The following is a 25,999-nucleotide window of genomic DNA, read 5'->3' as shown; positions in this document are numbered from 1 at the left end:
CTGCAACGCAAATCAACAGACTCATATACATCAGACATTTTTCTGCAAATCTCAACCAAATTACTCCAGGGGTTAGATATCATTGTTCTAATTGATAATGTAAAAGACTTTAAAAAAGTAGACATGCCAAATTAAAACCAACTTCATTTTCACACTATTTCTTTTTCAAAACACACCCACTCTTTATGGTATAATGACTAATGTTTCTAACCAAAAAAACAATCACAAATAGAAAATAGATTTTAAGGATAGGAGAGAGAACGATGAGCGATGCCACAGGCAAAAAAGAGCGATTCCACCTCTTGCTCCAGCAGCTTCAACTCACAGAAGATGCCTTTGTAAAGCATTTCGAAAATGCACAAATAGACAAAGTAGTAATAGAAAAGCAAGCGAAGAAATGGCATTTTTACTTCATGTTTGACAGCATCCTGCCATGCAGTGTCTTCAGCCGGTTTTCTGTCCAGCTTGAAAAAACATTTTCACATATAGCAAACACATCTTTTACGATAGAAGTGGCAGACCAGAACTTCACACAAGAGCTTCTCCTGGATTACTGGAAAAGCTGCATCCAGGAAATCGAGGGGATATCACCTCCGCTGATCAAGCTTCTGAATGAACAGACGCCGAAGGTTCAGGGAACGAAAGTCATATTGAATGTCCGCAATGAAATGGAAGGGCTGGCGATCAAGCGGAAGTATGCCGGCATGATAGCGAATGTCTTCCAGACGTTTGGCTTTCCCATGCTGACAATCGATACAGAAATAAATGCCGATTCCTCATCAAACGCCGAATATGAGCAATTCCTGAAGGCAAAGCAGCAGGAAGATCAGGAACGGGGCCGCCAGGCAATGATCGATATGCAGAAAAAAGAAGCCGAGGGAGACTCAGGCTCCGGCGAACTGCAGGGACCGCTTTCTATCGGCCTTACCATCAAGGACGATGCCGACTTCAGGCGTCTTGAGGAAATTGTCGATGAAGAGCGCAGGGTTGCGGTTGAAGGCTTTATTTTTGCAGCTGAAACGAAGGAGCTCAGAAGCGGCAGGACCTTGCTGACCTTTAAGGTCACAGACTATACAAGCTCCATCATGGTCAAAATGTTCTCGCGCGATAAAGAAGATGCAGCCCTGTTCCAGCATGTCCAAAAAGGCATGTGGGTGAAGGTGCGCGGAAGCATTCAGAACGATACTTTTGTTCGTGACCTGGTCATGATCGGAAACGACATTAATGAGATTAAGCCGGTCCTGAGAAAAGACACGGCACCTGAAGACGAGAAACGGGTCGAGCTTCACCTTCATACGCCTATGAGCCAGATGGACGCAGTTTCATCGGTAAGTGCGCTGGTATCACAGGCGAAAAAATGGGGCCATAAGGCGATTGCCATTACAGACCATGCCGTGGCGCAGTCATTCCCTGAGGCATTTGGTGCAGGAAAGAAAAATGATATTAAAATCCTTTACGGAGTCGAAATCAATCTGATTGATGACGGCGTTCCGATTGCCTATAATTCTGCCCCGATCCCTCTGGCAGAAGGTACGTATATCGTCTTTGACGTCGAAACAACAGGGCTTTCCGCTGTTTATGACACGATCATCGAGCTTGCGGCTGTCAAAATACATGACGGCGAAATCATAGACAGATTCGAATCATTTGCGAACCCGCATCATCCTCTGTCAGCGACAACGATAGATTTAACAGGCATCACGGATGACGATGTCAGGAATGCCCCAGAGGTAGAAGAGGTGCTCCGCAGGTTTAAAGAGTGGTCCCAGAATGATATCCTGGTTGCCCATAACGCTTCATTTGATATGGGCTTTTTGAATACAGGGTATAAAAGATATGGTCTCGGCAAAGCCGCCAACCCTGTCATCGACACTCTGGAACTAGCAAGATTCCTGCTTCCTGAGATGAAGAACCACCGCCTGAACACATTGGCAAAGAAATTCGATGTTGAGCTCACACAGCATCACAGAGCCATTTATGATGCTGAAGCTACAGGTTATCTATTGATCAAGATGCTCAAAGAGGTTATGCAAAAAGGCATTGAATATCATAATCAGCTTAATGACAATATGGGCAAGGGCAATGCCTACCAAAGGGCGCGTCCGTACCATTGCACACTGCTGGCCCAAACAGAGGCGGGCCTTAAGAATTTATTTAAACTTGTATCCATTTCACATATGAACTATTTTTACCGGGTTCCGAGGGTTCCCCGTTCATTGCTTGAAAAGTACAGGGAAGGTATCCTTGTCGGCTCTGGATGCGACCGCGGCGAGGTTTTTGAAGCGATGATGCAGAAGGGGCCGGAAGAAGCTGAAGATCTGGCTTCCTTTTACGACTATCTTGAAGTCCATCCAAAAGCTGTCTATGCACACCTGATTGAATTGGAGCTGGTCAGGGATGAAAAAGCACTGGAAGAAATCATTTCGAATATCGTGAAGCTTGGTGAAAAGCTGGACATCCCTGTCGCAGCTACCGGGAATGTCCATTACTTGAATCCTGTTGATAAAATATACAGGAAGATCCTGATCAATTCACAGGGCGGCGCCAATCCGCTGAACCGCCACCAGCTCCCGGATGTACATTTCCGGACAACCAATGAAATGCTCGACGCCTTCTCTTTCCTCGGCAAGGAAAAGGCAAAGGAAATTGTGGTCGAAAACACGAATAAAGTTGCCGACATGATAGATTCCATTAAACCGATCAAGGACGACTTGTACACTCCGAAAATCGATGGTGCGGATGAAGAAATGCGCAATATGAGCTATGACATGGCAAGGCGGATTTACGGGGATGAACTGCCGGAAATCGTCGAGGCCAGGCTTGAAAAAGAGCTTAAGAGCATCATTGGCCATGGATTTGCCGTTATTTATCTCATCTCTCATAAGCTAGTAAAAAAATCGCTGAATGATGGGTATCTCGTTGGTTCGCGGGGATCGGTCGGTTCTTCTTTTGTCGCAACCATGACCGAGATTACGGAAGTAAACCCGCTGCCGCCGCATTATGTCTGCCCGGCCTGCAAGCATTCCGAGTTCTTTAACGACGGCTCTGTCGGATCGGGCTTTGATCTTCCTGACAAAAACTGCCCGACCTGCGATATTCCCTACCGCAAAGACGGCCATGACATCCCGTTTGAAACGTTCCTTGGATTCAAAGGGGACAAAGTCCCTGATATTGACTTGAACTTCTCAGGCGAATATCAGCCGAGGGCACATAATTACACAAAGGTATTGTTCGGTGAAGACAATGTTTACCGTGCGGGAACGATCGGCACTGTAGCAGATAAAACGGCTTACGGATATGTTAAGGCATATCAGCAGGACAACAACCTGCAGATCCGCGGTGCAGAGATTGACCGCCTTGCATCAGGATGCACAGGCGTAAAAAGAACGACCGGCCAGCATCCTGGGGGTATCATCGTTGTCCCTGACTATATGGATATCTTCGATTTCTCGCCGATCCAGTTTCCGGCCGATGACAGAACATCTGAATGGAAGACGACCCATTTTGACTTCCATTCAATTCATGATAATCTCCTGAAGCTCGATATACTCGGCCATGATGACCCGACTGTCATCAGGATGCTCCAGGATCTGAGCGGGATCGACCCTAAGACAATACCGACTGATGATCCCGAGGTCATGAAGATTTTCTCCGGGACTGAATCATTGGGCGTTACTCAAGATCAGATCATGTGTAAAACAGGGACGCTTGGCATACCGGAATTCGGGACGCGCTTTGTCCGCCAGATGCTTGAGGATACAAAGCCGACCACTTTCTCTGAGCTTGTCCAGATATCAGGCCTGTCGCACGGGACGGATGTATGGCTCGGCAATGCACAGGAGCTTATCCATAACAGCATCTGTACTCTGAGTGAAGTAATAGGCTGCCGTGATGACATTATGGTCTATCTGATCTATCAGGGGCTGGAGCCTGCCTTCGCCTTTAAGATCATGGAGTCTGTCCGTAAAGGAAAGGGACTCTCTGATGATATGGAAGAAGAAATGCGAAAAAATGAAGTGCCGGAATGGTATATTGATTCCTGCAAAAAGATAAAATATATGTTCCCGAAAGCACATGCTGCCGCCTATGTGCTGATGGCTGTCCGGATCGCTTATTTCAAAGTCCACCATGCCCTCCTTTACTATGCGGCCTACTTTACGGTCAGGGCTGAAGACTTTGATGTGGAAGCAATGGTCCGCGGATCACAGGCAATCAGGGCGAAGATCGAGGAAATCAACGCAAAAGGACTTGACGCATCTCCAAAGGAAAAGAACCTTCTTACCGTTATGGAGCTTGCTCTGGAAATGAACGAACGCGGCTATAAATTCTCGAAAGTGGACTTATACCGTTCGGATGCAACTGATTTCATCATCGACGGCGATTCTCTCATCCCGCCATTCAATGCAATACCGGGGCTCGGCACAAATGCAGCCCTTAACATTGTAAAGGCAAGGGGAGAAGGGGAGTTTCTTTCTAAAGAAGATCTCCAGCAAAGAGGAAGGATTTCCAAAACAATCCTTGAGTACCTGGATAATCACGGCTGCCTGGAGTCGCTCCCTGATCAAAACCAGCTGTCATTATTCTAAACCAGACGTTTGGCTGCTGACTCTGCTGGCATGGCAAACCCTTGCCAGCACGGCTATTCCATTTGCATAAAAAATTTGGTTATGGTATAGTTTTATTGGAAATACTAAGGATAACTCTCGAAAAAGAGTGGGGCAACCCACTCTTTCGTGTTGTGTACGCTAATTTCTGAACGCTTCTCCAGGCATCTGCTCTGTGAAAGAAGCATGTTCCGGCTGAAAGCCCCCCCCCCTTAGAGGGGGGTCTCTTTAAATGCCGGGGCCGGGCTTTTTACAGGCATGGGCCTGAGCATCCCGGGATATTACATACGGGTTTAAGGATGCCTTAACACCAAAGGAGGGAAATTATGAGCAAAGTGACTGAAACCGTCGAAGAGCTGGTCACCCCTATTGTGGATGAACTCAATCTGGAGCTGGTTGATATTGAATATGTGAAAGAAGGAAAAGAGTGGTTCCTTCGCGTATTTATTGATAAGGAGCAGGGTGTCGACATTGAAGAATGCGGCCTTGTCAGCGAAAGGCTCAGCGAAAAGCTCGACGAACTCGATCCTATTCCTTATAACTATTTCCTGGAAGTCTCATCGCCGGGTGCTGAACGCCCTCTGAAAAAAGAGAAGGACTATAAAAGTGCAATCGGAAAAAATGTCCTCATTAAAACGTATGAACCAATAGATGGCGAAAAAACGTTTGAAGGTAAGCTCACTCAATTTGATGGTGAGACAGTGACTGTGGAAGTCAGGGTCAAAACAAGAATAAAAACAATTTCCATTCCTTATGAAAAAGTGGCCAATGCCCGTTTGGCAGTTACTTTCTCATAAGGAAGAAACGAGATTTAGGAGATTAAAGGGGGATACAATCTCATGAGCAGTGAATTGCTGGATGCTCTGACGTTGCTGGAAAAAGAAAAAGGAATTTCTCGGGATATCATTATTGAGGCCATTGAAGCAGCCTTGATTTCAGCTTACCGCCGAAACTTCAACCAGGCGCAAAATGTCCGCATCGATTTGAACCTTGGAAGCGGAACGATGAGGGTTTTTGCCCGCAAGGAAGTAGTAGAGCAGGTCTTTGACCCGCGTCTTGAAATCAGCCTTGATGAAGCCAAGGGCATCAACCCGAATTATCAGGTTGAAGATGTGGTTGAATTAGAGGTCACTCCGAAGGACTTCGGCCGAATCGCTGCACAGACTGCCAAGCAGGTTGTAACACAGCGTGTCCGTGAGGCAGAGCGCGGGATCATCTATTCAGAATTCATCGACCGCGAAGAAGACATCATGACCGGGATCGTACAGAGGCAGGACCCTAAATTCATTTACGTCAGCCTCGGCAAGATCGAAGCCATCCTTCCGGCCAATGAGCAGATGCCGAATGAACAATATAAGCCTCATGACAGGATCAAGGTTTTTATCACGAAAGTTGAGAAAACGACTAAAGGGCCGCAGATTTTTGTTTCCCGGACGCATCCTGGCTTATTGAAGCGCCTGTTTGAAATTGAAGTGCCTGAAATTTATGACGGCACCGTTGAAATTAAATCGGTTTCAAGGGAAGCGGGAGACCGTTCCAAGATCTCAGTTCATGCTGACAACAGCGAAGTCGATCCGGTTGGATCCTGCGTAGGTCCAAAAGGGACTCGTGTACAGGCAGTCGTCAATGAGCTGAAAGGCGAGAAGATCGATATTGTTAAATGGTCGCCGGATCCGGTTGTCTTTGTAGCCAATGCATTGAGCCCTTCCAAGGTGCTGGATGTTATTGTGAATGAAGAAGATAAGGCAACAACCGTAATCGTGCCGGATTACCAGCTTTCGCTTGCAATCGGGAAGCGCGGGCAGAATGCGCGCCTTGCTGCCAAGCTGACCGGCTGGAAAATCGACATTAAATCTGAGACTGAAGCCCGTGAATCAGGCATTTTCCCTCGTGAAGAGTCACTTCTTACTTTTGATGAAGAAGATTACGCTGATGATGCGGATTATGATACTGATACAGACTTCACTGCGGAAGAAGAGGCAGATTTTGAATCTGATTATGACGCAGATGAAGACAGGGAGTAAGAAAGGGTGAATGATCGTGAACAAGAATAAAAAGGTTCCCATGCGTAAATGTGTCGCTACCGGTGAAATGAAGCCGAAAAAAGAACTGGTTCGCATCGTTCGCTCTAAGGAAGGCGAGGTCTCTTTGGATCTGACCGGGAAAAAGTCAGGCCGGGGAGCTTATCTTTCCAGAGATAAAGAAGCAGTCTTATCAGCACAAAAGAAAAACATACTCTCAAATCATCTGGATGCAGCAGTGGATGATTCTATATATGAAGAGCTTTTAGAGCTCATAGAGAAGGAGAAACGACTATCCTGATGAACTCAAATCAATGGATGTCATTGCTTGGCTTGGCCAATCGAGCACGCAAGATCATATCGGGTGAAGAGCTCTCCGTCAAAGAAATAAGGGGCGGCAAGGCGAAGCTCGTGCTGCTGTCAGCAGATGCGTCTGCGAATACAGCAAAAAAAGTGACAGACAAATGTAAATCCTATAACGTTCCATATAAAATAGTGGAAAATCGTCACCTTCTTGGTCAAGCGATCGGAAAAGAAGCACGTGTAGTTGTGGCTGTCCTTGACAGCGGGTTTGCAAAAAAACTGTTGACGCTGCTCGATTAATTCTACCGGGGGTGAAAATATGAGTAAAATGCGCGTCTATGAATATGCAAAGAAATTCAATATTTCAAGCAAAGACGTTATTACAAAATTGAAAGACATGAACGTGGAAGTTTCAAACCATATGACAACGATTGAAAACGATGCTGTTAAAAAGCTGGATGAAATTTTCGGCAAAAAGGCCGACACTAAACCAGCCAGGCCTAATCAGTCAGCAGGAAATCAAAAGCCGCAGCAGAACAGCCAGCCAAGGCCAAAAGCTTCAGGCGAGCAGAACAGCAATAGCGGCAGCCGCGACAAAGCAAGGCCATCTGCACCGGCAAACCGTTCAGGCGGCGGCAATCAACCCAAGTCATTTGGAAACAATAACAACAATAACAGCAGCCGCGGCAATAACAACAATAACCGCAATAAGAACAACAACAATAACAATAATAAAAACCGCAACAACCGCAATAACCAGAATAAAGGGAAGCAGCATACTAACCATGCTCCTCAGCCCCGCAAAGAAAAAGAACTTCCGGCTAAAATCACCTTCAGTGATTCATTGACTGTGGCGGAGCTCGCTAAGAAGCTTCACCGTGAACCTTCAGAAATCATCAAAAAGCTCTTTATGCTTGGCGTAATGGCTACGATCAACCAGGATCTTGACAAAGATGCCATCGAGCTGATTGCCGGTGAATACGGCGTGGAAGTAGAGGAAGAAATCCTCATCGATACAACGGACCTTGAGGTTTACTTCACAGAAGATGAAAGTGCTGAACTGTCTGAAAGGCCGTCTGTCGTAACGATCATGGGCCACGTTGACCATGGTAAAACGACTCTTCTTGACAGCATCAGGAACACAAAGGTGACTGCAGGCGAGGCTGGCGGAATCACCCAGCATATCGGTGCTTATCAGGTAGAAGAAAACGGCAAGAAGATCACTTTCCTTGATACACCGGGACACGCCGCGTTTACGACTATGCGTGCCCGTGGAGCAAAGATCACGGATATTACAATCCTGGTTGTTGCAGCTGACGACGGAGTTATGCCTCAGACTGTAGAAGCAATCAACCATGCAAAGGCAGCCGAGGTGCCGATCATCGTTGCCGTCAACAAAATGGATAAGCCTGCTGCCAATCCTGACCGCGTGATGCAGGAACTGACAGAGCACGGACTTGTGCCTGAAGCGTGGGGCGGAGAAACGATCTTTGTTCCGCTTTCAGCCCTGACTGGAGATGGAATCGACTCCCTGCTTGAGATGATCCTTCTTGTCAGCGAGGTTGAAGAATACAAAGCCAACCCTGACCGCAATGCAGTCGGAACGGTCATTGAAGCACAGCTTGACAAAGGCAGGGGTTCAGTTGCTACCCTTCTTGTCCAGAATGGAACACTTAAGGTCGGCGATCCAATCGTAGTCGGCACGACGTTTGGACGTGTGCGTGCAATGGTCAATGATCTTGGCCGCCGCGTCAAAGAAGCAGGTCCATCCACACCGGTTGAAATCACTGGACTGAATGATGTGCCGCTTGCAGGCGACCGCTTTGTCGTATTCAAGGATGAAAAAACAGCCCGCCAGGTCGGCGAAGTGCGTTCACAGCAGGCGATCCAGGCCCAGAGAAGCGAAAAGACGCGCGTCAGCCTTGATAACTTGTTTGAACATATGAAACAAGGGGAAATGAAAGATCTAAACATCATTATCAAAGCGGATGTTCAAGGGTCCGCCGAGGCGCTTGCAGCTGCCTTGAATAAGATAGATGTTGAAGGTGTCAATGTAAGGATCATTCATACAGCAGTCGGTGCGATCAATGAATCAGACATCACCCTTGCCGCTGCTTCAAATGCCATTGTCATCGGCTTTAACGTAAGGCCTGATAATAATGCGAAGCGTGCAGCAGATACTGAGGAAGTGGATGTTCGCCTCCACAGAATCATCTACAAAGTGATCGACGAGATCGAATCAGCCATGAAAGGCATGCTTGATCCGGAATTCGAAGAGAAAGTCATCGGCCAGGCTGAGATCCGCCAAACCTTCAAGGTATCAAAGGTTGGAACGATTGCCGGCTCCTATGTTACAGATGGAAAAATCACACGTGACAGCGGCATTCGCCTCATCCGAGACGGAGTGGTCATTTTTGAAGGCGAAATCGATGCCCTCAAACGCTTCAAGGATGACGCGAAAGAAGTCAGCCAGGGTTACGAGTGCGGAATTACCATCAAAAACTTCAATGATGTAAAAGAAGGCGACGTTGTCGAAGCATATATCATGGAAGAAGTGGAACGTTAATGGTAGTTGGCCTTGCAGCCTGCGAATGCATGATTTATGATGCACATTCCTTAAAAGAAAAAAGGGCTGTTCTGCAGAGGATCATCATGCGGCTCAGGCAGAGGCATAATCTGTCTGTTGCTGAAGTTGATTTCCAGGATACGTGGCAGAGGACCAAAATTGCCGTTGCGGCAGTTGCTTCTGCCCGTGTCTCCGCTGAAGCGGAGCTGCAGAACGCTCTCAAGCTAATCGATTCGTTTCCGGAAATAGAACGGACAATCACAGATATAGAGTGGCTTTAACAAGAGGTGATCATATGAGCCATAGAGCAAACAGAGTTGGAGAACAAATGAAGAAAGAGCTTGGCGAGATCATTGGCCGAAAGATCAAGGATCCCCGCATTGGCTTTGTGACTGTAACTGATGTTGCTGTTACCGGAGACCTGCAGCAGGCAACCGTGTATATCTCGGTTCTCGGCGATGAAGAGAAAAGGGAAAACACGCTCAAAGGACTTGCCAAAGCAAAAGGGTTCATCCGTTCAGAAATTGGACAGCGCATCCGGCTTCGCAAAACACCTGAAATCATCTTTGAGTTTGATGAATCAATCGATTATGGAAATCGCATTGATACACTTCTTCATAAAATCCAGGAAGAAGGCCAATCTAAAGAAGAACAGGATAAAGAATAAGCTTCCGGAAAAGGATAGACTCTGGTCTATCCTTTTTTTGGCTGTCCAGGCCGGGAAGCCAGCGTACATATAGTATTGGAGGGGTATGGAAATGGAAGGAATCATACCGTTATTTAAACCTAAAGGGATGACATCCCATGATTGTGTATTCAAGCTGCGCAAAATCCTGAGGATGAAAAGGATCGGCCACACCGGCACACTTGATCCGGATGTGACGGGAGTCCTTCCCATCTGCATTGGCAGGGCCACAAAAGTCGCGGAATATATCACCGATGCCGGAAAGGCTTATGAGGGCGAAGTCACACTAGGCTTTTCCACTTCAACAGAAGACGCATCTGGTGAAAAAATCGAAGAAAAACCTGTTGCCGGTAGAGTTACAAGAGCACAAGTCATCGATGTCCTTGAGAATCTAAAGGGTGAGATCACACAGACGCCGCCTATGTACTCTGCTGTAAAGGTGAATGGCAAAAGGCTTTATGAATATGCCAGAAAAGGAATCGAGGTAGAGAGGCCGACACGAAAGGTCAGCATCTACTCAATCGAGCTGCTGAGCGAGGAGCAGGAATTTGAAGGGCCCAATCCTTCTTTCCGCTTCCGGGTCGAATGCAGCAAAGGGACTTACATCCGTACGCTTGCTGTAATGATCGGTGAAGCGCTGGGTTATCCTGCCCATATGTCGGGCCTTGAAAGAATCCGCTCAGCCTCTTTTGCGAAAGAAGAGTGCCTGACATTCGAAGACATTGAAGCTCTTCAGGAAAGCGGTGAGCTTGCAGCAAAAATCAGGCCGCTCGAAGAGGGGATTTCTCATTTGCCGAAATACACGATTAGTGATACAGTTGCAGAGAAAGTAAAAAATGGAGCACTTCTGAATATACCGGATTTCCTGGAGAAAGAAACAGGCCCGATTGTCGTCCAGACAGAGGCAGGGACTGCCCTGGCCATCTATCTTCACCATCCGGCAAAGCCCGGACTTATGAAGCCGTCAAAAGTGCTTAGAAACGAAGCATAGTATCCAGCAATAGAAAAAGGTGAGTATCATCAATGGAAGTCATTGCTATTAAACATCCCCATCAATTTGCCAGAACGGATTTTCCCGGGCTGTCCATGGCCCTGGGTTATTTTGACGGGGTTCATCTCGGACATCAGAAAGTCATTCTTGAAGCGAAAAAAGCGGCAGAGCAAAAAGGGCTGAAAAGCGCAGTCATGACCTTTGATCCCCACCCTTCTGTCGTACTGGGGAAAAGCGTACAGCATATAGAGTATATAACGCCTCTTGAAGATAAAATCAAAGAGATATCGAAGCTTGGCGCCGATTATTTATTTGTCGTCGAATTCAGCAGCAGCTTTGCCAGCCTGCTTCCCCAGGAGTTTGCTGACCAATACCTGATCGGCCTCAATGCCAGGCATATAGTGGCTGGTTTCGACTACAGCTATGGCAGGATGGGCAAAGGCACAATGGAGACCCTTCCGTTTCATTCAAGGGAAGAATTTACATACACCGTGGTCGACAAGCTCACAGACGGCACGGAAAAAATCAGTTCCACCCTCATCCGCCAGAAAATCAGAGAGGGGCATACAGAAGAACTTCCGGGACTGCTGGGCAGATATTATACCACGCGCGGCACGGTCATCCATGGAGATAAGCGGGGCAGGACGATCGGCTTTCCAACCGCAAACATCGACATCGGAACCAGCTATATCTATCCGCCGACAGGGGTGTATGCCGCCAGGATGCGCGTTGATGGGAGCTGGGTAGAAGGCGTCTGCAATGTCGGCTATAAACCGACATTCAATAAGCCGGCTGCCGACCGGCCCTCAATAGAGGTCCACCTCTTCGATTTCAGCAGGGAAATTTACGGCTCTGAAGTAGAGATAGAATGGCACCGCTATTTGCGTTCAGAGAGGAAGTTCTCAGGGGTAGATGAACTGGTTGCCCAAATTTCGAGGGATAAAGACGCAGCTGTCGGCTACTTTGAAAATAATGAAGGTTTAACTTGATTTTTGTCCTGAAAAGCTGTATTCTTATAAACGTACCAAAAATAAGAACCTTTGCTTGGCAAGTCGAGTCACCGACGCTTGCTCAGTGACAGGGGATAAACATTAGGAGGTGAACAGGATGGCAATCACTCAAGAACGTAAAAATGAACTGATCAATGAGTACAAAACTCATGAGAACGATACTGGATCTCCAGAAGTTCAAATCGCTGTCCTTACAGAATCAATCAACAACTTAAACGATCACTTACGCACTCACAAGAAAGACCACCATTCACGCCGCGGTCTTCTTAAGATGGTAGGTAGACGCCGTAACCTATTGACTTACCTGCGTAACAAGGATGTTACTCGTTACCGTGAGTTAATCACTAAGCTTGGTTTACGCCGATAGTATTGAAAGCGGGATTTTTTCCCGCTTTTTTATCGTCTTTAAGTGATATTTACAGAAAGCCGGCTTATAAAAAAGCAGGCTTTCTGTATACATAGATTGATTTTTTACATAGAAATTGTGCATACTAAATACAACTATGTCTTTTTTTGATTTATAAAAGAATTTTACGATGGTTTAGGCTAATACAATAATTCGCTAAACCTCTAAAAAGTTTATACGCAGAGAGGGGTTTATAAAGCAATGGGACAAGATAAGAAGATTTATTCCTTGGACTGGGCCGGACGTACGCTTACAGTGGAAATCGGGCAGCTTGCAAAGCAGGCCAATGGAGCAGCGCTGATCCGTTATGGAGATACAGCAGTCCTCAGTACAGCAACAGCATCAAAAGAGCCAAAAAACCTTGACTTCTTCCCGCTGACAGTCAATTACGAAGAACGCTTGTATGCAGTTGGGAAAATACCTGGAGGCTTCATTAAACGTGAAGGCCGCCCAAGTGAAAAGGCCATTCTGGCCAGCCGCCTGATCGACAGGCCGATCCGCCCGCTGTTTGCTGACGGTTTCCGCAATGAGGTTCAGGTTGTAAGTATGGTAATGAGCGTTGATCAGGACTGCTCTTCCGAGATGGCCGCTATGTTTGGTTCATCTTTGGCACTGAGTGTTTCTGATATCCCGTTCGGCGGCCCGATTGCGGGTGTCACAGTAGGGCGCATCAATGGCGAGTTTGTCATTAACCCGACTGTGGAGCAGCAGAATGAGAGCGATATGCATCTTGTTGTAGCAGGTACAAAGGATGCCATCAACATGGTTGAAGCCGGTGCAGATGAAGTGCCGGAAGAAACAATGCTTGAAGCCATTATGTATGGCCATGAAGAAATCAAACGCCTGATTTCCTTCCAGGAACAGATCGTTTCAGAAGTCGGAAAAGAAAAAACAGAAATCAAATTATATGAAATAGATGCTGACATTGAATCCAAGGTTCGCGAAGCAGCCGAGAAGGACATGGTTTCAGCGATTCAGGTGCAGGAAAAGCATGCGCGTGAAGCTGCCATTAAAACGGTGAAAGATGCAGTATTGGCACAATATGAAGAGCAGGAAGCAGACGATGAGACCATCAAACAGGTGAAAAAGGTGCTGGACAAGCTTGTCAAAGCTGAAGTCCGCAGACTGATCACTGAAGAAAAGGTTCGCCCGGACGGCCGCGGCCTTGATGTAATCCGTCCTCTGTCTTCTGAAATCGGCCTGCTGCCGCGCACACACGGTTCAGGGCTGTTTACAAGGGGACAGACCCAGGCTCTGAGCATCTGTACGCTTGGCGCACTCGGTGATGTCCAGATCCTTGACGGACTTGGCATCGAAGAAGAGAAACGCTTTATGCACCACTATAATTTCCCTAACTTCAGCGTAGGGGAAACTGGGCCGATGAGAGGTCCGGGACGCCGTGAAATCGGGCATGGAGCTCTTGGTGAACGTGCTCTTGAGCCGGTTATCCCGAATGAAAAGGATTTCCCTTATACAGTCCGCCTGGTTTCAGAGGTTCTTGAATCGAACGGCTCTACTTCCCAGGCAAGCATCTGTGCGAGCACACTTGCGATGATGGATGCCGGTGTTCCGATTAAGGCTCCTGTAGCAGGCATCGCCATGGGGCTTATCAAGTCAGGCGACTATTACTCAATCCTTACTGATATCCAGGGGATGGAAGACCATCTTGGAGACATGGACTTTAAGGTGGCAGGTACATCCAAGGGTGTAACAGCTCTGCAGATGGATATCAAGATTGAGGGGCTTTCCCGCGAAATCCTTGAAGAAGCGCTCCAGCAGGCGAAAGCAGGCAGGATGCAAATCCTCGACTCTATGCTTGCAACCATTGCAGAGCCGAAGAAGGAACTTTCCAGATATGCGCCTAAGATCCTGACGATGACAATCAATCCGGACAAAATCCGCGATGTTATCGGGCCAAGCGGAAAGCAGATCAATAAGATCATTGAAGAAACTGGCGTCAAAATCGACATCGAGCAGGATGGAACTGTCTTCATTTCTTCTGTAGACCAGGAAATGAACGACAAGGCCAAGAAGATCATCGAAGACATCGTCCGCGAGGTTGAAGTCGGCCAGATGTACCTTGGTAAGGTCAAGAGAATTGAAAAGTTCGGTGCCTTTGTTGAAATCTTCAACGGAAAAGACGGACTGGTTCATATTTCCGAGCTTGCCGAAGAGCGCGTAGGCAAAGTGGAGGACGTCCTGTCACTTGGAGACGAATTGCTTGTAAAAGTAACAGAAATCGACAAGCAGGGCAGAGTCAACCTTTCCCGCAAAGCAGTTCTGAAGGAACAGCGCGAAAAGCAGGAGAAGGCACAGGATTAATTTTTACCGGTTCATCATAAGATGAAGGCTTGGCCGGCATGCCGGGGACGCAGACGAATTGCAGCTTCCTGCCGGCTTTGGCTTCAGCCGGATTTTAAAGCCAGGGAGATCCCTGGCTTTTTCTATACATACAGAACCATGGCATCTGCAGCCCTCAGTATATTTCCAGCCGCTGTTCTACCCTGTCCACCCTTCACATAAAAATTAGTGAAGGAGGGCTGAGAAAATGAAGAAATTAGCTGGTATGCTGCTGATCGGTGCTTTTTCACTGATGCTGGTCAATAACCCTTTTACAGATCTTTATGTATCGCAGCTGAAAATGGATAGCCTTGCTGTAACAGCAGAGTCAGATTCTCTTATACAAAGGATAGAGAAGGAATCTGAGAACTATTACATAGCTCCACAAGATGCCAGGATCGACCCGGTCTGGAAGGCTATACCCGGCTACAATGGGGTAAAGGTTGATGTAGAGGCATCGTATAAAAAAATGAAGGGCGAGAAGAAATTCGATCCCGACAAATTGGTGCTGGAGCAGATTGAACCAGAAAAGAAACTGGGTGATTTGCCTCCTGCCCCCATTTATAAAGGGAATCCCGACAAACCTATGGTATCTTTCATCATAAACGTTGCATGGGGAAACGAGTACTTATCGGGGATGCTTGCCACTTTGAAGAAACATAAGGTAACAGCCACTTTTTTTCTTGAAGGAAGATGGGTCCAGCAGAATCCTGAGCTTGCCAAGATGATTACAGAAGCAGGGCATGAAGCCGGGAATCATTCCTTTACCCATCCGGATATGAAAACCATATCCTCGGCCCGCATCAGGGAAGAGATTGAAAAGACCAACCAGGTCATTAAAGCAACAACCGGACAGGAAGTCACCTGGTTTGCTCCCCCAAGCGGAAGCTACCGGGATGAAACGGTCAGGATTGCAGCTGAAAAGAAACTGAAGACGGTCATGTGGAGCCTCGATACAGTCGACTGGCGGAAGCCTTCCCCGGAAGAGCTGCTGAACAGAGTGGTCCCAAAGGTGCATAATGGAGCAATCATTTTAATGCATCCAACCGATTCTACAGCTAAGTCACTCGACAGTATGATCACGCAAATCAAAGGAAAAGACTTTGAAATTGCCTCAGTTTCAAGATTGTTAAGCGAAGAGCGTATTATGGATAAAAAGTGATAGATAAACAGGATTTTGGAAAAAATAACAATAATGAGCTATACTAACTAAACCGCGCTAAATGCACCAGGATAGAGAACAGGAGGAGTTGCTTTGATAAAGAAATATACATGCCAAAATGGTGTAAGAGTAGTTCTGGAAAATATACCGACGGTCCGTTCAGTTGCAATCGGTGTCTGGATCGGGACCGGTTCAAGGAATGAGCATCCCGGCAATAACGGAGTCTCTCATTTTCTGGAGCATATGTTCTTTAAAGGGACAAAAACAAGGACAGCCAGGGAGATAGCAGAATCCTTTGACAGCATTGGCGGCCAGGTTAATGCATTCACATCAAAGGAATACACATGCTATTATGCCAAGGTCCTTGATACACACTCAAAATTTGCACTTGATGTACTGGCCGATATGTTCTTTAATTCCACCTTTGTGGATGAAGAATTAAATAAAGAGAAAAATGTTGTGCTCGAGGAAATCAAGATGTATGAAGATACGCCAGATGATATCGTCCATGATCTTCTTGGAAAGGCTATATATGAGAGCCATCCGCTTGGCTACCCGATCCTCGGGACTGAGGAAACATTGGAGACCTTTAAAGGGGACACATTAAGGGAGTACATGCATGAAACTTATACGCCTGAAAATGTTGTCATCTCCATTGCCGGCAATATCTCCGATTCTTTCATCCAGGAAGTGGAGAAGCTGTTCGGCTCCTATGAAGCCGGGAAGCAGGAAAGAAATCAGGAAATGCCTGTTTTTCATTCAAACCGGGTCTCACGGAAAAAAGAGACTGAACAGGCTCATCTATGCTTAGGCTATGAAGGGCTTCCAGTCGGCCATAAAGATATGTACAGCCTGATTCTTCTGAACAATATCCTTGGCGGAAGCATGAGCAGCCGCCTGTTCCAGGACGTTAGAGAACAAAGAGGACTGGCATACTCTGTCTTTTCTTATCACTCTTCATTCCAGGATACGGGAATGGTTACGATTTACGGCGGAACCGGAGCCAAGCAGCTGGATGTACTGTTTGAAACAATCCAGGAAACGCTTGCTACATTGAAGAGGGACGGCATCACTGAGAAAGAGCTGAAAAACAGCAAGGAACAGATGAAGGGAAGCCTGATGCTGAGCCTTGAAAGCACAAACAGCCGCATGAGCCGCAATGGCAAGAACGAACTGCTGCTCGGAAGGCACCGTTCACTCGATGAGATAGTCGAACAAATTGATAAAGTCTCAGAAGCGGGAGTCAACGAAATGGCAAACTCCATCTTCTCAGACCAATTCTCTGTTTCATTGATCAGCCCTGACGGCGTACTGCCAAAGAATCTGGCTTAAATAGAGAAGTGACTTGAACCCGGCGTGAGTGCCGGGTTTTTGTTATATTTTGGCCAAAGCTCAGATGGAACTTTGGGGAAACTGGATAGAGGAGGCATCAACTGCTGCAGCTGAGCCCCTATGAGTGTTTGGTGGAATAGAGGGTGCCAGTGCGCGGTCAACTAAGGCCCTCTGAGAGCCAGTTTAGCTGGATAGAGGGTGTTAGTGGGACCGACTATGGCCTTCTGAAAGTCATTTTGCGGAATAGAGGGTGTTAGTGCGCGGTCAACTAAGGCCCTCTGAGAGCCAGTTTGACTGGATAGAGGGTGTTAGTGCGGTTGACTAAGGCCTTCTGAGAGCCAGAATGCCTGATAGAGGGTGTTAGTGCGGCTGACTAAGGCCTTCTGAGAGCCAGAATGCCTGATAGAGGGTATTAGTGCGGTTGACTAAGGCCTTCTGAGAGCCAGAATGCCTGATAGAGGGTGTTAGTCCGGCCGACTAAGGCCTTCTGAGAGCCACAATGCCTGATAGAGGGTGTTAGTGCGGTCAACTAAGGCCCTATGAGAGCCAGTTTGGCTGGATAGAGGGTGTTAGTCCGGCCGACTAAGGCCTTCTGAGAGCCAGAATGCCTGATAGAGGGTGTTAGTCCATCCAACTAAGACCCTTTAAAAGTCAATTTACAAAATAGAGGGTGTTAGTCCAGCCGACTAAGGCCCTCTAAAAGTCATTTTTCAGAATAGAGGGTGCCAGTGCCTCCAGCAAAAACCCTCAACCTTGCCCCCCTATGTTTTTATCAATCGAAAAGATGGAATGCTTCTAAAATCGATTTGCTGCAGTAAATATATATTGAGGACAAAGACTGGGGGGATTTGCGTGAGACTCAGTGAGCTGAGCGGGAAGGAAATAGTTGATGCGAAAAAAGCTGAGCGCCTCGGAGTGCTGGGCCAGACTGACCTTGAAATAAATGAAAAGGACGGACAAATCAAGGCCCTCCTCATTCCGTCGCTGAAATGGTTCGGCCTGAAGCGTCAGGGAGGGGAAATTACAGTGCCCTGGCAGCATATCAAGAAAATCGGCAATGATATGATTATCATTGATATGCCTGATGATGACAGCTGAATCAGCAGAACAGAGCGTGGCGGCCGTTAGTGAAGCATGCGGCTGCTGGCAAAAGGGGTGCGGAATGATCTTTCATTCTGCACCCCTTTTGTTTTGCCATTATGGACTTTTGATAGTGTTCTCTCAGACAAGCGTCCTCCGCATTGGTTTAGGTTTATTTTCAGCATTATCTGTCCGCCCATATTTCTGCCTTAAAAAACTCACCTTATCTGGGTTGCTGTCATAGGATGTTGGAGTAGTTATGTATGAGACTTTAGATTCCTGTAAGATTCTTTAGAAGAAGGTGAATAATTCATGCTGACAGGGATGCAAATAGCAGTGATGGGCGGGGATGCCCGGCAGCTGGAGATCATCAGGAAGCTGACAGAACTGGATGCCAGGCTCTTGCTGATTGGCTTTGAGCAGCTGGATCATGCTTTTACCGGAGCATCGAAGGAGAAAGTGGATGAAGTAGATTTTTCAGCTCTGGATAGCATAATCCTGCCTGTGCCAGGCACCAATCTGGAAGGGCAGGTTGAGACTATATTTTCAAATGAGAAAGTGTTTTTAACAGAAGATATGATCGCCCAAACACAGCCGCACTGCACCATATATTCCGGCATTACAAATTCCTATCTGGATGCTATCACCAGTCAGAATGACAGAAGGCTGGTGCAGCTGTTTGAGAGGGACGACATTGCCATCTATAATTCGATTCCGACTGTTGAAGGGACGATCATGATGGCCATCCAGCACACTGATTTTACCATTCACGGATCCAATGTGGTGGTGCTTGGCCTGGGCAGAGTCGGTATGAGTGTGGCAAGAACCTTTCACTCTTTAGGGGCAAAGGTAAAGGTTGGCGCAAGAAAAAGCGAGCATATTGCGAGAATTACTGAAATGGGGCTCACTCCGTTCCATTTGGATGATATTCAGTCATTTGTCAAAGATACGGACATTTGCATTAACACCATACCGCATCTGATTGTCAGTGCTTCGGTCATCAGCAAGATGCCGGTCCATACCTTGATCATTGATCTGGCATCAAAGCCTGGCGGGACAGATTTCCGCTATGCCGAAAAGAGGGGCATCAAGGCATTGCTGGCCCCGGGACTTCCAGGAATTGTTGCCCCGAAAACAGCAGGGCAGATTCTGGCCAATGTGCTGGCCCTTCTGCTGGCCGATGACTTTCAAAATAAAAGGGGGCAATACCATGACGCTTAAAGGTAAAAAGATCGGGTTTGGCCTTACTGGTTCACATTGTACTTATGATGCTGTATTCCCTGAGATTGAAAAGCTTGTCAATGCAGGAGCAGAGGTGCTCCCGGTTGTCACCGGCACTGTTCAGAATACTGAAACGAGATTTGGAGCGGGGGAGGATTGGATTGCGAGAATCGAGAACCTGACTGGCAATAAGGTGATCGATTCGATTGTAAAGGCAGAACCCCTCGGACCGAAGATACCGCTGGACTGCATGGTCATTGCGCCATTGACAGGAAACTCCATGAGCAAGTTCGCCAATGCGATGACAGATTCCCCGGTCCTGATGGCGGCAAAGGCAACGCTCAGGAATCAGAGTCCTGTTGTAGTCGGCATCTCCACAAATGATGCCCTTGGGCTGAACGGAATGAATCTGATGAGGCTGATGGCAGTAAAGAATATTTACTTCATCCCATTCGGACAGGATGATCCAGTTAAGAAGCCCAATTCCATGGTTGCCAGAATGACCCTGCTTTCAGAAACGATTGAAGCGGCCATCACGGGAAAACAGCTCCAGCCGGTCATTGTTGAACGCTATAAAGACGGCAACTGATCTCTGCACCTTCCATCACAAAAAAGTTTATTTCTTTAACGGGTGAATATGTTAAAATGAAAATATTAAATATGAGTTTGTCCAGCTATTCAATCATTGGACCATCATCTCATATACTGGAAGCATAGTGAATGCTATACTACAATAAGAATGGCGGTGGCGAAGAAATCAACAGCTGCCGTCCTCTTATATTGCCTGTAAAAGAAAAAGCAGCCTAAAATCGATTAATCATTTTGTATGCTGGAAGGGGAAGTTTTGGATGGAGAACAAAAAAGGATTTCACGTTGCAGTCGTCGGAGCTACCGGAGCTGTTGGACAGCAGATGCTGCAGACTTTAGAAAGCAGAGATTTCCCTGTATCGAAATTAACTTTACTATCTTCTGCCCGCTCAGCCGGCACAAAGGTAAGTTATAAAGGAAATGAATATATAGTGGAAGAAGCGAAGCCGGAGAGCTTTGCCGGTGTAGATATCGCATTATTCTCAGCAGGCGGCGGCGTTTCAAAAGAGCTCGCTCCGCATGCTGTTGAGCATGGCGCCATTGTGGTTGATAATACAAGCGCATTCCGCATGTCGGAAAACGTGCCGCTCGTTGTCCCTGAGGTGAATGAAGAAGACCTTAAAAAGCATAATGGGATTATCGCCAATCCGAACTGCTCTACCATTCAGATGGTTGCAGCCCTTGAACCGCTGCGGAAGAAGCATGGCTTGAGCAAGGTCATTGTTTCTACGTATCAGGCTGTTTCCGGTTCTGGCGCTGCGGCAGTTGAAGAGCTGTACAGCCAGACTAAGGCGATCATTAATAATGAAGAGCATGAGCCGAAGATCCTTCCGGTCAAAGGCGACAAAAAGCATTATCAGATTGCCTTTAATGCCATCCCTCAAATTGATATGTTCCAGGATAATGGATTTACATTTGAAGAAATGAAAATGATCAACGAAACAAAAAAAATCATGGATATGCCTGATCTTCAGGTGGCGGCTACCTGTGTCCGCCTGCCTGTAGCAACCGGCCACTCGGAGTCAGTATACTTTGAGCTGGAAGCCGGAGGTGTGGATGCACAGGAAATCAAAGACATCCTTAAGGATGCCCCTGGTGTTGTGCTTCAGGATGATCCTGAAAACCAAATCTACCCGATGCCTGCAGATTGTGTAGGCAAAAACGATATCTTTGTCGGCCGGATCCGCAAGGACCTTGACAATGACAAAGGCTTCCACATGTGGGTAGTCTCTGATAACCTGTTGAAAGGCGCTGCCTGGAATTCTGTGCAGATCGCTGAAAGCTTAATCAAACTGGAATTGGTGAAATAAGTGGAAACGGATATTTTTGAGGTGTTACGATGAAGATAATCGTCCAGAAGTTCGGAGGCACATCCGTACGGGATGACAGCAGCCGGGCGCACGCAAAAAGGCATATTAAAAAAGCTTTGTCGGAAGGCTATAAAGTAGTGGCTGTCGTTTCCGCAATGGGGCGGCAGGGAGATCCGTACGCAACTGATACCCTCTTATCGCTGATCGGCGGGAGCGGCAGCAAAATCAGCAAGCGGGAAAATGATCTTCTTTTATCTTGCGGCGAAACCATTTCGAGCATTGTGTTCACCAATATGCTGAAGGAAGAAGGCATCGAGGCATCCGCATTGACGGGTGCACAGGCCGGCTTCAGGACCAACAGCGATTTCACGAACGCGAAGATCATTGAAATGAAATGCGACAGATTGCTCAGGGAGCTTGAGGAATCCGATGTCGTCGTAGTGGCAGGCTTCCAGGGAGCAGCCAAGAATGGCGATATCACGACCATCGGCAGAGGCGGGAGCGATACATCAGCCGCTGCTCTCGGGGCTGCGCTTCAGGCAGAGTGGATTGATATCTTTACAGATGTAGAAGGCATCATGACGGCCGACCCGCGCATCGCCGAGAATGCAAGGGCGCTTTCAGTGGTCACCTATACAGAGGTCTGCAATCTTGCCTATCAGGGAGCCAAGGTCATCCATCCCCGTGCGGTGGAGATCGCCATGCAGGCCAAGGTGCCGATCAGAATCAGATCCACTTATTCCGACGGACTTGGAACACTGGTCACAAGCATCAATAAAAACAGCCGCGGCAGCGATATTAAAGAGCGCCCTGTAACCGGCATCGCGCATTTGTCCAATGTGACGCAGATCAAGGTCTTTGCCAAAAAGGACCAGTACAACCTGCAGGCAGAGGTCTTCAAAGCAATGGCCAATGAACAGATCAGCGTCGATTTTATCAATATTTCGCCGAATGGCGTTGTATATACCGTTTCTGAGGATATGGCTGACAAAGCGGTCAAAACGCTTGAGCAGCTGGGCCATGAGCCGGTGCTTGAGCGGCATTGTGCCAAGGTTTCCGTTGTGGGAGCAGGAATGGCGGGAGTACCGGGTGTCACTTCAAAGATTGTCACGGCACTTTCAGAGGAAAGCATCAGGATCCTCCAGTCAGCGGACAGCCATACAACCATCTGGGTGCTGGTCAAGCAGAAGGATCTTGTCAAGGCAGTCAATGCCCTTCATGATGCCTTTCAGCTTGAGCATGAGTCCTTAGAATTCGAACAGACAGATATATAGGCAGGGAGTTGTAAAGAATGGTTCTATTTGGAAGAGTTTCTACAGCAATGGTGACGCCTTTTGATAAAAAAGGCCATGTGGATTTTACAAAAACAACGCAGCTTATCAACCATTTAATCGAGAACGGAACAGATTCCCTCGTGGTTGCCGGCACAACAGGGGAATCGCCGACACTGACAAAAGAAGAAAAGCTGGCTCTGTTCAAGCATGTCGTTAAAGTGGTCGACAAAAGAATCCCTATCATTGCAGGAACAGGCAGCAATGATACGTATGCTTCTGTTGAGATGACAAAGAAAGCGGAGCAGATCGGTGTGGATGCCGTTATGGTCGTTGCTCCGTATTATAATAAACCAAACCAGGAAGGATTGTACCAGCACTTCAAAACGGTTGCTGAAAGCACATCCCTGCCTGTCATGGTTTACAATATCCCGGGAAGGTCTGTAGTCAATATCGCGCCGGAAACAGTGATCAGATTGTCACAGATTCCTAACATCAAGGCTGTCAAAGAAGCGAGCGGCGATTTGAACAGCATGACAGCGATCATTGCCGGCACTGATGAAGACTTCCTTCTTTATTCTGGAGACGATGGATTGACGCTTCCAGCGATGGCGATAGGCGCAGCAGGAGTGGTTTCTGTAGCTTCTCATGTGATCGGGATTGAAATGCAGAGCATGATCTCTTCTTTCCTTGAGGGAAATGTCGGAGAAGCTGCTGCCAAGCATCAGAAGCTCCTTCCGCTCATGGAAGGCCTCTTTGCCGCACCAAGTCCGGTCCCAGTCAAGACTGCGCTTCAGCTGAAGGGCATCGACACAGGTTCAGTAAGGCTGCCGCTTGTTCCTCTTACAGAACAGGAAAGAGCCGCACTGCTCAACTTGTTCCAAAACTAAATAAAACGATCCCTATCAGGCCGGAGAGCATTGCTCCCGGTCTTTTCCTATAGAGATGACCGCTGCCCCCAATACGAAAAAATAAAATTGGTTGTCATAAAATTCATTAATCAAGTATAATGGGTGTAACTGAACTCGTCCGATTATGCAATACATTTTTTGAATATTCTTTCATAGATAAAAGCGGCCTTGAATAGGGGCTGCTTTGCCATAAAGCAGGCCAGCTGTGAGGAAGGCCAGAAACCAGTGTGGGCTGCTCCGGATTCAGGAAGGAAGAGTGATGGCTTATCCTAGGAAATAGGTTTGCCTGTCAGATCCGTTCCTAAGCCGGTCCCGGCTTTAGGCCGCCATCATGTTTTTTTGCTGAACCATGCAGTCAGTATACATAAAAGTTTTAAGGACGTTTTCTGTTTATAAGCGTGTTAAGCTATACAGCTATATATATTAAAAAGGCTCGCCCCTGTCCGGGGCACAGCCGAAACAGCATTGGAGGAGCTTTTAGGTGAATAATAGAAAAAATGAAAGCATCAGGCTGATCGCCCTCGGCGGCGTCGGGGAAATCGGCAAAAATATGTACCTTGCAGAAGTGGATGAAGATCTGTATGTCATCGACGCAGGGCTAATGTTTCCGGAGAACGAAATGCTTGGGATTGATATTGTGATTCCCGATGTTTCCTATCTGGTACAGAATAAAGACAGAATCCGTGGCATTTTCCTGACACATGGACATGAGGACCACATTGGGGCTCTTTCTTATGTGCTTAAAAAGGTATCTGTCCCCGTCTATGGCACAAAGCTGACCCTTGCTTTGGCCAAGGCGAAGATGAAGGAGCAGGACTACAGGGGCAAAGCAGAACTGATTGAAATCAATTCCGATTCAGTGCTTGAATTTGAACATTCGAGTGTATCATTTTTCCGGACCAATCACAGCATCCCTGATTCAGCCGGAATATGCATCCATACTTCAGAGGGAAGCATCGTCTACACTGGCGACTTTAAGTTTGACCAGGCTGCTCCTGAATTGTACAAAGCGGAGATTGGAAAAATGGCCGGAATCGGCGACAATGGGGTATTATGCCTTCTGTCAGACAGTACAGATGCAGAAAGGCCCGGATACTCAACATCCGAGGCAGTCGTGCAAAAAGCGATGGCACATGCATTCTATAGCGCAAAAGGAAGGGTCATCGCAGCCTGCTTTGCTTCTGATTTAATTCAGATACAGCATATATTCGATGCGGCAGAGGAAAGCGGCAGGAAAGTTGCTGTGGCAGGGAAGAGCATCCAAAAGGTATATGACCTGGCAGTCCAGCTCGGTTATTTGGCTGTCAAAGATGATATCCTCATACCTTTATCAGAGCTTGGCAGCTTCAGGGACCATGAAGTGGTCATCCTGACGGCCGGCTCCCAGGGCGAGCCGATCGAGGCGCTGCAGAAAATGGCGAAAAGGACCCACAGGCAGGTGACGATCCAGGAAGGTGACACCGTCTACCTCGCTGCTGCCCCGATCAGAGGGGGAGAAGTGTTCATCTATAAGACGATGGATATGCTTTACAGGGCCGGAGCGACCGTGATCACCGGAAAGAACAGTGCCACTGCATCGAGCCATGGAAGCCAGGAAGAATTGAAATTCATGATCAATCTGATGAAGCCGAAACATTTCATCCCTGTGCATGGAGAATATAAAACCTTGAAATCGCATGGAAAGCTAGCAGCAGAATGCGGGATCAGCCAGGACTCGATCCTCATTCCTGAAAAAGGGGATGTCTTTGAGATCAAGGACGGCAGAATCAAGCAAAGCGGCCGGGTGCCGGCTGGAAATGTACTCATTGACGGGATCGGCGTTGGTGATGTCGGGAATATCGTCCTGAGGGACAGAAGGCTGCTTTCACAGGACGGGATCTTGATTGTTGTCGTGACGCTGAACCGCCATGATAAGCAGATAGCGGCAGGGCCTGAAATCATTTCACGCGGTTTTGTATATGTGCGGGAATCTGAAAAGCTGCTGGTTCAGGCAGCCGATATGGTCAAGGAAATCGTCCATCGCGGCTCCCAGAAAGAAAGTTTTGACTGGGCTGCTGTCAAACAGGATATGCGCGATGAGCTCAATCAATTCTTCTACGAAAAAACAAAGCGCCGTCCGATGATCCTGCCGATCATCATGGAAGTGAAGCAATAGATTAGAGCATATGTTAAGAGGCTATGAAGCAGCTGCTTCATGG

Annotated in this window: 22 protein-coding genes; 21 read left to right on the top strand and 1 reads right to left on the bottom strand. The window is 47.4% G+C overall.

All coding sequences use genetic code 11. The features are described from left to right. The first annotated feature begins 263 nt into the window (after positions 1-263). The 15 genes from ABU165_RS08675 to ABU165_RS08605 all read left to right on the top strand — a co-directional run bounded on the left by ABU165_RS08675 (position 264) and on the right by ABU165_RS08605 (position 18,518). Positions 264-4,586, top strand: a complete 4,323-nt coding sequence (locus ABU165_RS08675) for a PolC-type DNA polymerase III (protein WP_101547505.1) — start codon at positions 264-266, stop codon at positions 4,584-4,586. A 341-nt stretch (positions 4,587-4,927) separates the two neighbouring features. Then, positions 4,928-5,401 carry a ribosome maturation factor RimP gene (gene rimP / locus ABU165_RS08670; protein WP_170939423.1) on the top strand — a complete coding sequence of 158 codons (474 nt, stop codon included), beginning with the start codon at positions 4,928-4,930 and terminating at the stop codon, positions 5,399-5,401. A 42-nt stretch (positions 5,402-5,443) separates the two neighbouring features. After that, complete coding sequence (nusA, locus tag ABU165_RS08665) at positions 5,444-6,628, top strand: transcription termination factor NusA (protein ID WP_094767427.1); 1,185 nt, start codon at positions 5,444-5,446, stop codon at positions 6,626-6,628. A gap of 16 nt (positions 6,629-6,644) precedes the next feature. Next, entirely contained in the window at positions 6,645-6,926 is a 282-nt protein-coding gene (gene rnpM / locus ABU165_RS08660; RefSeq protein ID WP_035403514.1) for an RNase P modulator RnpM, read from the top strand. Continuing rightward, positions 6,926-7,228, top strand: coding sequence for a YlxQ family RNA-binding protein (locus tag ABU165_RS08655; protein ID WP_009795854.1), 303 nt, complete (start codon positions 6,926-6,928; stop codon positions 7,226-7,228). Before rnpM ends, ABU165_RS08655 begins: the two co-directional genes overlap by 1 nt. Positions 7,229-7,247: 19 nt before the next feature. Then, positions 7,248-9,494 carry a translation initiation factor IF-2 gene (gene infB, locus ABU165_RS08650; RefSeq protein ID WP_318060087.1) on the top strand — a complete coding sequence of 749 codons (2,247 nt, stop codon included), beginning with the start codon at positions 7,248-7,250 and terminating at the stop codon, positions 9,492-9,494. Beyond that, positions 9,494-9,775 carry a DUF503 domain-containing protein gene (locus ABU165_RS08645; protein WP_009796000.1) on the top strand — a complete coding sequence of 94 codons (282 nt, stop codon included), beginning with the start codon at positions 9,494-9,496 and terminating at the stop codon, positions 9,773-9,775. Before infB ends, ABU165_RS08645 begins: the two co-directional genes overlap by 1 nt. A gap of 14 nt (positions 9,776-9,789) precedes the next feature. Continuing rightward, positions 9,790-10,161, top strand: a complete 372-nt coding sequence (rbfA, locus tag ABU165_RS08640; protein ID WP_022543722.1) for a 30S ribosome-binding factor RbfA — start codon at positions 9,790-9,792, stop codon at positions 10,159-10,161. Positions 10,162-10,252: 91 nt separating this feature from the next. Further along, positions 10,253-11,170 carry a tRNA pseudouridine(55) synthase TruB gene (gene truB / locus ABU165_RS08635; RefSeq protein WP_094767426.1) on the top strand — a complete coding sequence of 306 codons (918 nt, stop codon included), beginning with the start codon at positions 10,253-10,255 and terminating at the stop codon, positions 11,168-11,170. 32 nt (positions 11,171-11,202) lie between these two features. Beyond that, on the top strand, positions 11,203-12,159 hold the full coding sequence (gene ribF / locus ABU165_RS08630) for a bifunctional riboflavin kinase/FAD synthetase (protein ID WP_009795997.1): 957 nt from the start codon (positions 11,203-11,205) through the stop codon (positions 12,157-12,159). Positions 12,160-12,277: 118 nt separating this feature from the next. Next, complete coding sequence (rpsO, locus tag ABU165_RS08625; protein WP_009795996.1) at positions 12,278-12,547, top strand: 30S ribosomal protein S15; 270 nt, start codon at positions 12,278-12,280, stop codon at positions 12,545-12,547. A 240-nt stretch (positions 12,548-12,787) separates the two neighbouring features. Beyond that, positions 12,788-14,908: a polyribonucleotide nucleotidyltransferase gene (gene pnp, locus ABU165_RS08620; protein ID WP_009795994.1), complete on the top strand. Its 2,121-nt coding sequence runs from the start codon at positions 12,788-12,790 to the stop codon at positions 14,906-14,908. Between the two features lie 226 nt (positions 14,909-15,134). Then, on the top strand, positions 15,135-16,088 hold the full coding sequence (locus tag ABU165_RS08615) for a polysaccharide deacetylase family protein (RefSeq protein ID WP_101547507.1): 954 nt from the start codon (positions 15,135-15,137) through the stop codon (positions 16,086-16,088). A gap of 93 nt (positions 16,089-16,181) precedes the next feature. Continuing rightward, positions 16,182-17,420, top strand: a complete 1,239-nt coding sequence (locus ABU165_RS08610) for a M16 family metallopeptidase (RefSeq protein WP_101547508.1) — start codon at positions 16,182-16,184, stop codon at positions 17,418-17,420. 852 nt (positions 17,421-18,272) lie between these two features. Continuing rightward, positions 18,273-18,518, top strand: a complete 246-nt coding sequence (locus tag ABU165_RS08605; protein WP_022543725.1) for a YlmC/YmxH family sporulation protein — start codon at positions 18,273-18,275, stop codon at positions 18,516-18,518. Positions 18,519-18,544: 26 nt separating this feature from the next. On the opposite strand, the gene ABU165_RS08600 is transcribed toward ABU165_RS08605, so the two are convergent. After that, on the bottom strand, positions 18,545-18,685 hold the full coding sequence (locus tag ABU165_RS08600; protein WP_318060085.1) for a hypothetical protein: 141 nt from the start codon (positions 18,683-18,685) through the stop codon (positions 18,545-18,547). 127 nt (positions 18,686-18,812) lie between these two features. On the opposite strand from ABU165_RS08600, the gene dpaA reads away from it, so the two are divergent. From dpaA to ABU165_RS08570, 6 genes are all read left to right on the top strand, one after another. Next, positions 18,813-19,721, top strand: coding sequence for a dipicolinic acid synthetase subunit A (gene dpaA, locus ABU165_RS08595; protein WP_022543727.1), 909 nt, complete (start codon positions 18,813-18,815; stop codon positions 19,719-19,721). Next, on the top strand, positions 19,711-20,310 hold the full coding sequence (locus tag ABU165_RS08590; protein WP_009791644.1) for a dipicolinate synthase subunit B: 600 nt from the start codon (positions 19,711-19,713) through the stop codon (positions 20,308-20,310). Before dpaA ends, ABU165_RS08590 begins: the two co-directional genes overlap by 11 nt. Positions 20,311-20,569: 259 nt before the next feature. Further along, positions 20,570-21,619: an aspartate-semialdehyde dehydrogenase gene (asd, locus tag ABU165_RS08585; protein WP_009791642.1), complete on the top strand. Its 1,050-nt coding sequence runs from the start codon at positions 20,570-20,572 to the stop codon at positions 21,617-21,619. Positions 21,620-21,648: 29 nt separating this feature from the next. Beyond that, positions 21,649-22,893, top strand: coding sequence for an aspartate kinase (gene dapG, locus ABU165_RS08580; protein WP_009791641.1), 1,245 nt, complete (start codon positions 21,649-21,651; stop codon positions 22,891-22,893). Between the two features lie 17 nt (positions 22,894-22,910). Continuing rightward, on the top strand, positions 22,911-23,780 hold the full coding sequence (gene dapA / locus ABU165_RS08575) for a 4-hydroxy-tetrahydrodipicolinate synthase (protein WP_094767423.1): 870 nt from the start codon (positions 22,911-22,913) through the stop codon (positions 23,778-23,780). Between the two features lie 502 nt (positions 23,781-24,282). Beyond that, positions 24,283-25,956, top strand: coding sequence for a ribonuclease J (locus ABU165_RS08570; RefSeq protein ID WP_318060084.1), 1,674 nt, complete (start codon positions 24,283-24,285; stop codon positions 25,954-25,956). The last annotated feature ends 43 nt before the right edge of the window (positions 25,957-25,999 follow it).

This window comes from Cytobacillus sp. T106, from assembly GCF_040492155.1.
Taxonomy (GTDB): domain Bacteria; phylum Bacillota; class Bacilli; order Bacillales; family Cytobacillaceae; genus Bacillus_AB; species Bacillus_AB infantis.
The sequence above is the reverse complement of the archived record's forward strand: the minus strand, read 5'-3'. Positions and strand labels throughout refer to the sequence as shown.

Coding starts and splice junctions, on each gene's coding strand:
- truB (WP_094767426.1), top strand. CDS start 10,253: ATGGAAGGAATCATACCGTTATTTAAACCTAAAGGGATGACATCCCAT.
- ribF (WP_009795997.1), top strand. CDS start 11,203: ATGGAAGTCATTGCTATTAAACATCCCCATCAATTTGCCAGAACGGAT.
- pnp (WP_009795994.1), top strand. CDS start 12,788: ATGGGACAAGATAAGAAGATTTATTCCTTGGACTGGGCCGGACGTACG.
- ABU165_RS08655 (WP_009795854.1), top strand. CDS start 6,926: ATGAACTCAAATCAATGGATGTCATTGCTTGGCTTGGCCAATCGAGCA.
- ABU165_RS08600 (WP_318060085.1), bottom strand. CDS start 18,685: ATGCTGAAAATAAACCTAAACCAATGCGGAGGACGCTTGTCTGAGAGA.
- dapG (WP_009791641.1), top strand. CDS start 21,649: ATGAAGATAATCGTCCAGAAGTTCGGAGGCACATCCGTACGGGATGAC.
- ABU165_RS08615 (WP_101547507.1), top strand. CDS start 15,135: ATGAAGAAATTAGCTGGTATGCTGCTGATCGGTGCTTTTTCACTGATG.
- rpsO (WP_009795996.1), top strand. CDS start 12,278: ATGGCAATCACTCAAGAACGTAAAAATGAACTGATCAATGAGTACAAA.
- ABU165_RS08590 (WP_009791644.1), top strand. CDS start 19,711: ATGACGCTTAAAGGTAAAAAGATCGGGTTTGGCCTTACTGGTTCACAT.
- dapA (WP_094767423.1), top strand. CDS start 22,911: ATGGTTCTATTTGGAAGAGTTTCTACAGCAATGGTGACGCCTTTTGAT.
- ABU165_RS08675 (WP_101547505.1), top strand. CDS start 264: ATGAGCGATGCCACAGGCAAAAAAGAGCGATTCCACCTCTTGCTCCAG.
- ABU165_RS08645 (WP_009796000.1), top strand. CDS start 9,494: ATGGTAGTTGGCCTTGCAGCCTGCGAATGCATGATTTATGATGCACAT.
- asd (WP_009791642.1), top strand. CDS start 20,570: ATGGAGAACAAAAAAGGATTTCACGTTGCAGTCGTCGGAGCTACCGGA.
- rbfA (WP_022543722.1), top strand. CDS start 9,790: ATGAGCCATAGAGCAAACAGAGTTGGAGAACAAATGAAGAAAGAGCTT.
- infB (WP_318060087.1), top strand. CDS start 7,248: ATGAGTAAAATGCGCGTCTATGAATATGCAAAGAAATTCAATATTTCA.
- dpaA (WP_022543727.1), top strand. CDS start 18,813: ATGCTGACAGGGATGCAAATAGCAGTGATGGGCGGGGATGCCCGGCAG.
- nusA (WP_094767427.1), top strand. CDS start 5,444: ATGAGCAGTGAATTGCTGGATGCTCTGACGTTGCTGGAAAAAGAAAAA.